Annotated in this window: 10 protein-coding genes; 5 read left to right on the top strand and 5 right to left on the bottom strand. The window is 70.0% G+C overall.

Features of this window, described 5'->3' with window-relative positions:
- Window positions 1–28: 28 nt before the first annotated feature.
- Together ACP7CK_RS07785 and ACP7CK_RS07780 are read right to left on the bottom strand one after the other, a co-directional pair.
- Window positions 29–958: a hypothetical protein gene (locus ACP7CK_RS07785; RefSeq protein WP_052005161.1), complete on the bottom strand. Its 930-nt coding sequence runs from the start codon at window positions 956–958 to the stop codon at window positions 29–31.
- Window positions 959–1,277: 319 nt separating this feature from the next.
- A complete protein-coding gene (locus tag ACP7CK_RS07780) occupies window positions 1,278–2,603 on the bottom strand; it encodes a M23 family metallopeptidase (RefSeq protein WP_372704834.1) in 1,326 nt (441 codons plus the stop codon).
- A gap of 353 nt (window positions 2,604–2,956) precedes the next feature.
- Between ACP7CK_RS07780 and ACP7CK_RS07775 the strand changes: the two genes are divergently transcribed.
- The 3 genes from ACP7CK_RS07775 (at window position 2,957) to ACP7CK_RS07765 (ending at window position 6,898) form a co-directional block, all read left to right on the top strand.
- Entirely contained in the window at window positions 2,957–6,241 is a 3,285-nt protein-coding gene (locus tag ACP7CK_RS07775) for an intermembrane phospholipid transport protein YdbH family protein (RefSeq protein ID WP_426025641.1), read from the top strand.
- Between the two features lie 76 nt (window positions 6,242–6,317).
- The gene (locus ACP7CK_RS07770) at window positions 6,318–6,506 is read left to right on the top strand and encodes a YnbE family lipoprotein (protein WP_008262758.1); all 189 of its coding nucleotides are present in this window, start codon (window positions 6,318–6,320) and stop codon (window positions 6,504–6,506) included.
- Window positions 6,507–6,538: 32 nt separating this feature from the next.
- On the top strand, window positions 6,539–6,898 hold the full coding sequence (locus ACP7CK_RS07765; RefSeq protein ID WP_008261324.1) for a DUF1318 domain-containing protein: 360 nt from the start codon (window positions 6,539–6,541) through the stop codon (window positions 6,896–6,898).
- 51 nt (window positions 6,899–6,949) lie between these two features.
- Here the strand turns inward: ACP7CK_RS07765 and ACP7CK_RS07760 are convergent, their stop codons facing one another.
- On the bottom strand, window positions 6,950–8,116 hold the full coding sequence (locus ACP7CK_RS07760; protein ID WP_426025640.1) for a DNA cytosine methyltransferase: 1,167 nt from the start codon (window positions 8,114–8,116) through the stop codon (window positions 6,950–6,952).
- 79 nt (window positions 8,117–8,195) lie between these two features.
- Between ACP7CK_RS07760 and ACP7CK_RS07755 the strand changes: the two genes are divergently transcribed.
- Entirely contained in the window at window positions 8,196–8,651 is a 456-nt protein-coding gene (locus ACP7CK_RS07755) for a COG3650 family protein (RefSeq protein ID WP_008263361.1), read from the top strand.
- A gap of 13 nt (window positions 8,652–8,664) precedes the next feature.
- Here the strand turns inward: ACP7CK_RS07755 and ACP7CK_RS07750 are convergent, their stop codons facing one another.
- On the bottom strand, window positions 8,665–9,438 hold the full coding sequence (locus ACP7CK_RS07750) for a LytTR family DNA-binding domain-containing protein (RefSeq protein WP_426025639.1): 774 nt from the start codon (window positions 9,436–9,438) through the stop codon (window positions 8,665–8,667).
- A gap of 159 nt (window positions 9,439–9,597) precedes the next feature.
- Between ACP7CK_RS07750 and ACP7CK_RS07745 the strand changes: the two genes are divergently transcribed.
- Entirely contained in the window at window positions 9,598–10,131 is a 534-nt protein-coding gene (locus ACP7CK_RS07745) for a DUF2306 domain-containing protein (protein WP_426025638.1), read from the top strand.
- Here ACP7CK_RS07745 and ACP7CK_RS07740 read toward each other — a convergent pair.
- Window positions 10,128–10,895: a TetR/AcrR family transcriptional regulator gene (locus ACP7CK_RS07740; protein ID WP_372704830.1), complete on the bottom strand. Its 768-nt coding sequence runs from the start codon at window positions 10,893–10,895 to the stop codon at window positions 10,128–10,130. The two genes, ACP7CK_RS07745 and ACP7CK_RS07740, sit on opposite strands and share 4 nt — an antisense overlap.
- Between the last annotated feature and the right edge of the window lie 151 nt (window positions 10,896–11,046).

Here is an 11,046-nt window from a genome sequence, read left to right as displayed (position 1 = left end):
GGGCGGCGGCGTCCCGCGCGACGAAGGGTCAGAGGCCCCCGGTCACCCGGCTGATGGTCGCCGAATTGCCGATGGCCGCCGCCGTCAGCGACGCCGAATCCACGGACCGGACCGTGACGTTGGATATCGCCTGCGTCAGGGCCTTGTTGTCCTGAACAGAGGAGGCCGTCAGCATGGTGTTCGGCCCGGTGTTCAGCGTCAGCGAGTTGGAGATCGCCGCCGAGGTGGCCGACACCGCGCCATCGACGTCGGCGATCGTGGCGGACAGGGTTGCGGTCGGGTCGTAGCCGGACATCTGGGTGTTGGTGACCGTGCCCTTGCCCGCGCCCTGCAGGTCGATGGTCGCCGAATTGGCCAGGGCGGCCGAGGTCAGGTTCACCTTGTCGGACACGTCCTGGACCGTCGCGTTCAGCACGGCTCTCGAGTCGCCGTTGAAATATTGGGCGTTGGTCACGGTCATCGCCCCTTCGCCCGAGGCGGTGAAGGAGTTTGCGATGGCGGCGGCGGTGCCGTTCACGGCGCCGTCGATGTCCGCCACCTTGAGGTTGGCGTCCGCCAGAAACTGTCCGCGATGGGTGTACTGGGTGTTGGCGACCTTGGACACGACATTGCCGTCCAGGGTGACGGTGGCGGAGTTGCCCAGGGCCGCCGCCGTGGCCGCGACATCGCCGTTCACGTCGGCGACATTGCTGGACAGGGCGGCGCTGGTGGAGCCCCAGCTATCCTGAAGATTTCGCACGGTCGTCGGCCCGGCGCCGGAGATGGTCGCGGAGTTGCTGATCGCCGCCGAGGTCTGCGAGACGTTCCCGTTGACGTCGTTGACGACGGCGTTGAGCTGAGCCCGGACGGTCGCCGTGTTCTTCTGGTTCGATGTTGCAGTAGACTGCGCCTGAGCGCCGGATGCGAGCATGAGAGCGGCCGCGGCCGCTAGGCTGGTCACGCCGATATTGTGAGTCATTTGAAAGCCCCAAGAGGATATCCGTCGGAAATGACGGCGTTCTGTCGACTGCAAGAACGGCCGCGTCTTTCCGCGTTCGAGGCGTTAACCGAGTCTCGGGACGAAGCGCCGATACGCATTGAAGATCGTCCCGCAGGACGGAGGACAGGGTTAACCTTCGCGCCGTCCGCCTCGTTCAGTTTGCGACGCTTGCGACCGCGCCTGCCTCGGATTGGCACATTCGGAGGACGGACGTCGATCCGTCTCGCCCTGCAGTCGGCGCAATAGAAAACCCGCGCCGGCGAAGGCGCGGGTTGAGGAAGCGCGTCGTCAGGCTTGATCAGCCCCGAACGGGGCGCAGACCGTCGGCGGAGGCTTGTTGCAGGGCCGGGCGCTTCTGTCCGCCGGACGCGATGATGCGGTCGATGCGGGCCTTTTCGGCGCGGAAGGCGGCCAGGTCGCCGCCGGCCAGTTCGGTGCCTTCCTGGGTGCGGACGCCGGCGGGATTGATCCGCTGGCCGTTGCGCCACAGTTCATAGTGCAGGTGGGGGCCGGTCGAGGCGCCGGTCGAACCGACATAGGCGACGACCTGGCCCTGGCTGACGCGCTGGCCGGCGCGAATGCCGGAGCCGTAGCGCGACAGGTGTCCGTAGCCGCTCTCGAGCCCGTTGTTGTGACGGATGCGCAGCCAGTTGCCGTAGCCGCCCCAGCGACGCGCCTCGACCACCACGCCGTCGGCGGGGGCCACGATGGGCGTGCCTGTGCCGGCGGCGAAGTCGATGCCCTGGTGCATCTTCTTGTAGCCCGAGATCGGGTGGGTGCGGAAACCGAAGCCTGACGAGACGCGGCGGAAATTCTGCAGCGGGGTGCGCATCATGGCCGAGCGCAGGTTCTTGCCCGAGGCGTCGAAGAACTGGGCTTCCTTGGCGCCGGCCGGCTTGAACCGATAGAAGGTGACGCCGCGCAGTTCGGCGTACATCAGGTCGCCCACGCCCACGGTGCGACCGGCCTCGGTCACGTCGCGGTCGAAGACCATGGTGAACTCGTCCGAGGCGCGGATGTCGCGCTGCATGTCGAACTTGGTGGCGAACAGGCGGCTGGCGGAGCGGACGATGGAGGCGGTGGCCCCCAGTTCGCGGGCGCTGGCGGACAGGGAGCGTTCGACGTCGCCCTTCAGGACCACGGTCTCGTGCGTGACTTTTTCTTCCAGCGAACGCAGGCGCAAGGCGCCGTCGAAACTGCGCGACACGGTCAGCTGGCTGGCCGGGCCGGTGCGCATGGTCAGGCCGATGAGGCGGGCGTCGCCCCGGCCGTCGCGCGGCTTGGCGATGGCGGTTTCGAAGCGAAGGCCGGCGCGGAGGTCGGCGAGGTCGAAAGCGTTGGCGACGGTGGCGGCGACGGCGCTGGCTTCTTCCGGCGCGACGCCGGTGCGGCGCACGGCCTGCTCGAAGGTTTCGCCGCGACGGATCTGGACGGGGACGGCTTCCGGGGCGGTCATGCCGGCCGGGGCGTTGGCGGCGGCGAAGGCCTGGACTTCCATGGCGGCCATCTGGGCCGACGACATTACGGGAACTTCTTCCGCCTGAGCGGGTTGGTAGACTCGACCGGCCAGCAGGGCGACCGAAATGGCGGCGGCGGCGGTCACGACATGCGGTGCGAGACGCATAGGTTGGCGGCGTGGGTCGAACTGAGCCATCGGTCTCATCGTGTTGCGACGCCCGAGGCGCCAAACTTTTTACCCAAAATCGCGCCGATAGACCCCGAGCGCGAAGTCATCGGCTATAACCTGCCTGTCTCAGTTTGGGAAGACAGACCGTTACAAACCGTTAAGAACCGGACGTGGGCGGAAAAAGTCTCGCAGACTCATGCGATTGACACGCAGGCTCGCCCTCTTGTCGCCCAGCTTGGCTGCGACGAACGCAGGGTTCGGGCCTGTCGGCGACGCTTGAGGCTTGTATTCGCATCGAGGGTGGCGATGGTGGTCCGGCGATCAGTTCTCAATCGATACGGCGTCCCTGTTTGACCGAAGTTCCGGCCACTCCTTCCGACCGATCCCCAGGCGTCAGGCGCAAGGGCGGCCTGCGGCGTCGACTGGGCCTGGGCCTGCTCGCCGTGTTCGTGGTCGTGGCCCTGCTGGCGGCCGCCCTCTATCTGAACCGTCGCGCCGCAGCGCGCGAGGTTCTGGTCGGCTGGCTGGAGCGTCAGGGCGTCCAGGCCGAGGTGGAGGTCGAGCGGATCGAGCTGGACGGTTTCGTCGGCCGCATCCGTATCGGCGACCCGCGCAATCCGGATGTGACCGTCGAGCGGGTCGAGGTGGATTACGCCGTGGCCCTGCCCTGGTCCAGGACCGGCGTGGGGGTGACGCCCAGTCGGATCCGACTGGTGCGGCCGGTGATGCGGGCCAGCTGGAAGAAGGGAAAACTGTCCCTGGGGTCGCTCGATCCTCTGGTCGAACAGTTCACAGGCGGGCCGCCCAGGCCGGACTCGCGCAGCCCTCTGGTGATCGTCGAGGGCGGGCGGGCGCGGCTCGATACCGAATATGGGCCGGTTCAGTTGCTGGCCGATGCGCGGGTGGACGACGGCAAGCTGATGCGTTTGAGCGCCCGGATGCCGCGGGCCGCGCTGAAGAGCGGAGAATTCCAAGCTGACGGCCTGGGGGCCGTCGTCGATCTGACGACGACCGGCGACCGGGTCGCGCTGCGGGTCGAGGCCGAAGGCGACCGGGTCCAGACCGCCGCCCTGAACGGTCGGGCGATCCGGCTGAGCCTGACCGGCGACCTGCCCTATCCCGACATGAAGAGGCGGCGCGGCGACGGCCGGGCCGTGGTCGACGCCCGTCTGGTCGGCGACGTGCTGGGCTTCGCCCAAAGCGGGGGCGCGGGCCAGGGCGGACAGCAGACGCAGGCGCGGGATGCGGAGCTGTCGGCGCGGTTCGACGGCGTGACGGCCGGATGGATCGAGACCTTCCGGCTGGAAGGCGCGACCGCCCTGAACCTGAAGGCGGCGGCGATCGATGGGCCGGGGCTGGCGGCGCGTCAGGTCGCCGGTTCGGCGACGGGCGGGCGGTTGACCGTGTCGCGGGATGAGGCCGTGCGCTGGAGCCTGGAGACACCCCTCAATTTGAGAGCCGCCTCTGGCCAGGCCGGCGAGGCCAAGGCGCAGAACCTTTCGATCCAGTCGAACGGTCTGTCCATGGGCGGGCGGAATACGGCCTTCGAGGCGACCGGGCCGGTGACGGCGGCGTTCGACCGGATCGGTTTCGGCGACCTGATGCTGAAACAGGCGCGGGGCGAACTGAGCCTGGACGTGGTTCAGGATGGGGCGATCCGGATCGCGGCCGAAGGCGGCCTGCGCTCGGCGGGCGGCGCCTGGCCCCTGTTCGGGCCGGTCGGGCCGGATGAGATCGCCGAGTTGACCGAGATGAAGACGGCGCTGGGGGATTTCGCCCTGAGCGCGCCCGCCATCCGCTTCGCCACGGGTTCGGCGGGGACCAGCGTGACCCTGGCCCGGCCCGTCACCCTGACGCCGGCCAACGGCGGAATACTGACCGTCGCCCAGGCGGGAACGGGGGCCTATCAGGCCGAACCGGGCCGTCTGGGCGGCGGGGCCCTGACCCTGACGGCGACGCGAGGGCGAGGCCTGCCGGAAATGGCCGTGGCCGTGCCTGAGTGGCGGCTGACCGACAGCGGGTTCGAGGCCCTGCTGGACGGGCGGGCCCAGCTGGACTTCGACCTGGCGCGCGGCATCGACGCCCGGACGCGGGGCCTGCTGGCCATGGCGGACGGGCGGCTGACCTATGCGACCTCCGACTGTGTCGACCTGACGGTCGAGCGGCTGGAGCTGGACGAGAACGACGTCCATCAGGTGGCCGGGAAGCTGTGCCCCGAAGGCGGGCCGCTGCTGAGTTCCAAGGACGGGATCTGGCGCGTCGCCGGCGGTTTCCAGGGCGTGTCGGCCGACGCCCCCTTCCTGGGGATGCGGTTCGCCGAGGCCTCGGGCCGGGTGGTGGTGGACGGGACCAAGGCGGGGGTCGGGCTGACGGCGACGGTGGCCCAGGTCCAGGCGCTCGATGCGACCACGCCCAAACGGTTCGAGACCCTGGCGGCTTCGGGCCAGGCGACCCTGGCCAATGAGCGCTGGACCGGCGAGTTCGACCTGAAGGGAACCGGCAAGGCGGCCGCGACCACCCTGGGGCGGTTGACCCTGGCCCACGACGGTCGAACCGGGGCCGGGGGCGTTCACATCGCCGCGCAGGGGGTGCGGTTCGTCGAAGGCGGCCTTCAGCCCTCGATGCTGAGCCCTCTGGTCGAGGCCTTCGTCCAGTCGCCGGCGACCGGCGTCGTCGGGTTCGACGGCCGGTTCGACTGGACCAAGGACGGCGAGCCGACGTCCAGCGGGCGGTTGAGCGTGCCGGGGCTGGACTTCGTCAGCCCGGCCGGGCCGGTCAAGGGCGCGCGCGGCGAGATCGAATTCACCAGCCTGAGCCCCGCCATCATCACGGCGCCGAACCAGAGGCTGACGGTCGACAGTCTGGACATCGGGGCCGACGCGACGGCCCTGGACCTGAACTTCGCCATCGACGCGGCGGGGTTCAGCATCGCCGGCGGGTCGGTCCAGGCCGGGGGCGGGACCGTCTCCATCGAACCCCTGGTCGTGCCGCTGGACCCGACCCAGGCCTATAGCGGGGTCATCGTGCTGGACCGGGTCCAGCTGGGGGATGTGGTCGCCGACAGCGGTTTCGCCGACAAGGTGATGCTGGACGCGGTGGTGTCGGGCCGGCTGCCCTTCACCATGGACCCGAAACTGGGCCTGAAGATCACGGCCGGCGCCCTGGGCGCGGTCCAGCCGGGGCGGCTGTCGATCCAGCGCGACGTGCTGACCGATGTGGATGCGGGCGGCGGGGGCGCGGACGTTCCGCCCAATATGGTCGAGGACCTGGCCTATCAGGCGATGGAGCATCTGGCCTTCGACGTGCTGAGCGCGGATGTGAACAGTCTGGACGAGGGACGGATCTCGGTCCTGTTCCACATCCGCGGGCGGCACGAACCGCCGCAGCGCCAGGAACTGCGCCTGACGGTGGCCGAGCTGATCAGCCGGGAGTTCCTGAACCGGGAACTGCCCCTGCCGTCGGGCACCCAGATCGACCTGACGCTGGACACCACCCTGAACGCCAACCAGTTGTTCGCCGACATCATGGCGGTCAATCGGGCGCGTCAGGGTCAGAAAGAGCCAGGGCCGACGCCCGCGCCCGAGACTGAGCCCGAGACTGGGCCCGAGACTGGGCCTGAGCCCGAAGCGCCGTGAGTCGAACCATTCAGCGACCGTTCACGCGATAGCGTGCTAATGACCTCTCAACCTTGACCGACCCGGAGTTCTCGCCATGATCAACAAGCGCCAGTTGGCCGGACTCGGCCTCGGGGCGGTCGTCGTCGCCGTCGCGGCCTGCGCCCCGACCATCCGTCTGGAGGTTGCGCCGATCCAGATCTACGCCAAATTGGATGCAGACGTCCGCGTCCGGCTGGATCAGGAGCTGCAGCAACTGCTCCAGCAGAACCCGAACCTCTTCTGATCGCCTCGCTTCTTTTGAAAGGACAGGCCGATATGAGCCTTCGTAAATTCCTCGCTGTCGGCGCCCTCGCCGCAGCCGTTTCATTCGGCGGCGCCGCCCTGGCCCAGACCGCAGCCCAGAAGACCCTGGTCGACCAGGCCAAGGCCGCCGGCACGGTCGGCGAACAGGCCGACGGCTATGTCGGCTTCCGGGTCAGCACCTCCGACGCCGCCCTGCGCGCCGCCGTCGACGCCATGAACGCCGGCCGCCGCGCCGCATACGCCCGCAGCGCGGCCGAAGCGGGCACCAGCGCCGATGTCGCCGGCGCCCGGATGTTCGAAAGCCAGCTGCTGCCGCGCATCCAGTCGGGCCAGTGGTACCGCAACGCCCAGGGCCAGTGGGTCCAGCGCTGAGCCAGGCCTGAATGATCGATCCGGCGTTTCGCCGGGTCGATCCCACGGGCTTCAGGCCGCTGTGCGACGCGAGCTCAGGGCCGGCAGAAGCAGGCCTTCGGTCAGGGCGCGCACCACGGGCACGGCGACGGCGTCGCCCATCAATTTCAGCGCCGCGCTCTCGCTGCCGGGCAGACGATAGTCGTCCGACACGCCCATAAGCCTCGCCGCCTCGCGTCCGGTCAGGCGACGCACCCGCGTCCGACCGCCGTCGCAGACCACCACATATTGCCGCGACGACCCGCCCGCCGGGGTGCGCAGACAGCCGGCCAGGCCGTCGAACCGGATCTCCAGCCGCTGGACCTTGCGGCCGTCTTCGGTCCGCACCCGGCGATAGGCGGCGCCGACCACGCGCCGGCCGGAGGCGACGGCGGCCTCGATCCGGGCGCGGTGCAGCGGAGCGGCCAGGGCGAGGATGTCCGCGCCGTCGTCCAGCCATTCCACGGATTCATCCGGCTCCAGCAGGGCGGCGAGATCCAGGTTGCGCCGGGGCGGGACCGGCAGACTCCACCAGGCCCAGGCCGCGCGCACGGCGTCCGGCAGCCGGGCATGGGCGGCGACCAGGCGGGGGGAGTGGAAGGGGCCCGAGGGGGCGGAGGCCTCGGGCGCGCCGTTCAGGGCCGATTCCTGAACCGCCACGATGAACAGGCGGGGCCGTGACTGGGGCAGCCAGTGGGCGGCGTCCATCTCCAGCGCCCCGACGCGATAGCCGGCCTGGACCATGGCGGCGCAGACGGCGGAAAAATCCCGGCCCGATTCGTCTTTGGGGCCGGAGGTCAGCAGACCGATGACGTTTTCCAGCACGATGACGCGGGGCGCGCGCCCTTCGACCGCCAGGCCCTGGATCAGACGCCAGAAGCCCCAGAAGGCGCCGGATCGACCGGCCTCCAGTCCGCCCCGCGCCCCGGCCAGGCTGACGTCCTGACAGGGCGACGAGGCCCAGGCCAGATCGGGCGCGCCCGGCAGGTCGGCGGGGCGCAGGGACCAGACGTCGCCCAGATGGAAGCGGATGTCGGGATGGTTGGCGACGAAGGCCCGCCCCTTGGCGGGGTCCATGTCGTTGGCGAAGACGGTGTCGACGCCGGCCCATCTCTGGCCTGAGAGGCCGGCGCCGGACAGGCCCAGGCCCGCGAGACCGCCCCCGGCGAAAAATTCATAGGCGGTCGGGCGAATCGACATGCGGCCACCATAACTCAGCCCGGCCCCTTGACCGAGGCCGGCCCCGTCCACACCTGCAGGCCGAACGCGGGGGTCCGTCATGCGCGCCATACTCACCACATTGCTGATCGGGCCGGTTCTCGGCCTGACTCTGGTCGGTTGCTACGACCGTCGGGACAAGGCGCCCGAATCCGCGCCGCCGCCCGAGGCCGCGCCGGTTCTGGCGGGTGTCGATCTGGGCAAGCCGGTGCGGGCCCTGGGGACCGAACCCTTCTGGAGCGTGGAGATCACCCCGGACACCCTGATCTACACCCGGATGGACCAGCCGACGCAGCGGGCCCCCAACCGCGGGGCGACGGTTCAGGGGACGGTCGCCACCTACGCCACCTCCACCGACCTGAATGCGGCGATGAACGTCGTGCTGATCGCCACCGAATGTTCGGACGGCATGAGCGACCGCACCTATCCCCTGACCGCACGGGTCGAGATCGGCGACGACACCCTGAGCGGTTGCGCCGCATCGGCCTCGGCCTTGAAAGTCGCGCCGGCGCCCTGACCGGCCCCTGCCTTCACCACCAGTCGGCTTCGCGCAGGGTGCGGGCGTAACGGCGGCTGACGGGGACGCTGAGACCGCCCTCCAGCGTCAGGGTGGCGCGGCCGTCGCCGCGGTGGACGCCGCGCACGGCGGATCGGGCCACCCACCAGCTGCGGTGGGTGCGGGCGCCCTCCAGCCCCTCCAGCTCCTCGACCGCGTCGGACAGGCGCATCAGGATCAGGTCCGAGCCCCGGTCGGTGTGCAGGTGCAGATAATGATCCTCGGCCTGGACGGCGTAGAGAGTCGCGCCCCTGAGCTTCAGCGGCAGCCGGTCCAGGAAACGGACCGGGGGCGGCGAGGCCGGCGCGGGGGAGGCGGGCGCGGCGTGGGTCTGGACCGGCTGGGCCCGGCCCAGGAAGACATTGACGGTGGTGACCGCCAGGGTGACGACCAGCACCGGGCCGAACAGCTGGGGCAGGGCCGCCAGCGGATAGAGTTTCCGGGCGAAGAACAGGCCGGTCGCCGCCCAGACGATGACGCTCAGGGGGCCGGTGATCACTCCGGTCATCACCGCCACCGTCAGCCAGGGGCGGTCGTCCACATCGACGAACCGCGTCACGATCCGGCTGCACAGATGGCCCCACAGCCCGCCCAGGATCATCATCAGCACCCAGTAGGCCAGGCGCTGGACATAGGGGGCGTTGGCGCTGCCGAAGGCGCCGGTGGTCGCCAGGAAGACCCCGACCAGGCTGGCGACGACAAGGCCGCGCAGGAAGGTTCGGCGACGGTCGGCGGCGGGAGACGTCATGGCGGCTTTCGAAGGAGGGACGCCTGTCTGAAATCATGATTTCGGGGCCGGAGGAAGGGGCGTCCGTTCGCGAAGCCGGGGTGGTCGTTGACGCAGAACGGGAGGCGCGACCGCGAGCCGGGCTTCAGAAGCGGCGAGACACATCGCCGGAGGTTCCCCTTGTTTCGTCACGCCCGTTTCGCCCGTTTCGCCCCGTCCATCGCCGCCCTGGTCCTGCTGGGCGTCCCCATTGTCGCCTATCTGGCGGCGGACGGGGGGCGGATCGCCCTGCTCGGGTTCAGTTTGCGCGCGCCGGACTTCGGCCTGCTGTCGGCGGCGCCGACCGCGATCCAGATCCATGTGGCGGCGGCCCTGACCGCTCTGGCCATCGGCATCGTGCTGCTGGCGGGGATCAAGGGGACGCGGCTGCACCGGGCGCTGGGCTGGACCTGGGTGCTGGCCATGGGGACGACGGCGGTCAGCTCGTTCTTCATCCACACGATCAACCCCGACGGACCGGCCGGCCTGTCGTTCATCCATCTGATCAGCGGCTGGACGGTGGTGAGCCTGCCGATGGCGGTCCATGCTGCGCGGCGTCATCGGGTGCAGGCGCACCGGCGGGCGATGACGGGCATGTTCGTGGGCGGGCTGATCGTCGCCGGCGCGCTGACCTTCCTGCCCGGCCGGCTGATGTGGGCGATCTTCTTCAGCTAGCGGGGCGACATGCCGACGACGGCGCGGAAGCCGGCGGCGGCGAAGCGGACCATATAGTCGCCGGCCGTCTCCAGGTCCCCGGATCGGGCCAGGCCGCCCGACAGCCGGTCCAGACGGCCGGTCTCGCCCAGGGTCAGGGTCAGGGCGCCCGACAGATTGTGATAGCCCCAGTACAGGTCCACCTCGCTGGCGTCCGGCAGGACCACGGCGATCAGCTCGATCAGCCGGCGGATGGCCGGGTCGAAATAGCGGGCCATGGTCTCGCCCCCGAAGGTGGGGTTGGCGTTGGTCTGGGCCACCAGGGCGGCATAGTGTTTCCAGCCCGGCCCGCCCTTCAGCGACCATTCGAACGGCGGCCGCAGGAAGGCCTCGAGCAGGCCCTCCAGGGTCATGTCCGGCCCGGCGGCCTCGGCGTAACGATCAATGGCGGCGACGCGGTCGTCGTTCCAGACCTCGGCCCGGCGCAGGAAGACGGCGTCGAACAGGTCGCGCTTGGCCCCGAAATAATAATGCACAAGTGCGGTGTCCACGCCCGCCTCGCGCGCCACCTCGCGGATGGTGACGCCATAGAAGCCGTGTTTGGAGAACAGGTCCTCGGCCGCGTCCAGGATCAGGTCGCGCGTCTCGCCGGCGGCCTTGGCCTGGGCCTTGGGGGGACGGCCGCGTCGGCCGGGCCCCTGAGCCGAAGGGGCGCCGACGGCCGACTTGCGGCGCGCGGCGGCGATGGAACGGACGGCGGGGGGCGAGGCGTCGGGCTTGCTCATGATCGGGAGGCTAGGCGGGCGTTCGCACCGGTGCAACGGCGCCACGCCCCGGATCGAAGCGGCGGCGCGGTGACGCGGGGAAGGGGGAGGGTTTGACAGACGGCGGAAACCGGGTCAGGTTCAGGAAAATCATTGAACGCTGAATAAAAGC

It is taken from the genome of Brevundimonas sp. TSRC1-1 (assembly GCF_049898245.1).
GTDB classification, from domain to species: domain Bacteria; phylum Pseudomonadota; class Alphaproteobacteria; order Caulobacterales; family Caulobacteraceae; genus Brevundimonas; species Brevundimonas mediterranea_A.
This window is presented reverse-complemented; position numbering and strand designations above follow the sequence as displayed.

Excerpts from the sequence above, each read along its gene's own strand:
- ACP7CK_RS07785 (WP_052005161.1), bottom strand. The coding sequence starts at position 958 with ATGACTCACAATATCGGCGTGACCAGCCTAGCGGCCGCGGCCGCTCTC.
- ACP7CK_RS07780 (WP_372704834.1), bottom strand. The coding sequence starts at position 2,603 with ATGCGTCTCGCACCGCATGTCGTGACCGCCGCCGCCGCCATTTCGGTC.
- ACP7CK_RS07770 (WP_008262758.1), top strand. The coding sequence starts at position 6,318 with ATGATCAACAAGCGCCAGTTGGCCGGACTCGGCCTCGGGGCGGTCGTC.
- ACP7CK_RS07765 (WP_008261324.1), top strand. The coding sequence starts at position 6,539 with ATGAGCCTTCGTAAATTCCTCGCTGTCGGCGCCCTCGCCGCAGCCGTT.
- ACP7CK_RS07760 (WP_426025640.1), bottom strand. The coding sequence starts at position 8,116 with ATGTCGATTCGCCCGACCGCCTATGAATTTTTCGCCGGGGGCGGTCTC.
- ACP7CK_RS07755 (WP_008263361.1), top strand. The coding sequence starts at position 8,196 with ATGCGCGCCATACTCACCACATTGCTGATCGGGCCGGTTCTCGGCCTG.
- ACP7CK_RS07750 (WP_426025639.1), bottom strand. The coding sequence starts at position 9,438 with ATGACGTCTCCCGCCGCCGACCGTCGCCGAACCTTCCTGCGCGGCCTT.
- ACP7CK_RS07740 (WP_372704830.1), bottom strand. The coding sequence starts at position 10,895 with ATGAGCAAGCCCGACGCCTCGCCCCCCGCCGTCCGTTCCATCGCCGCC.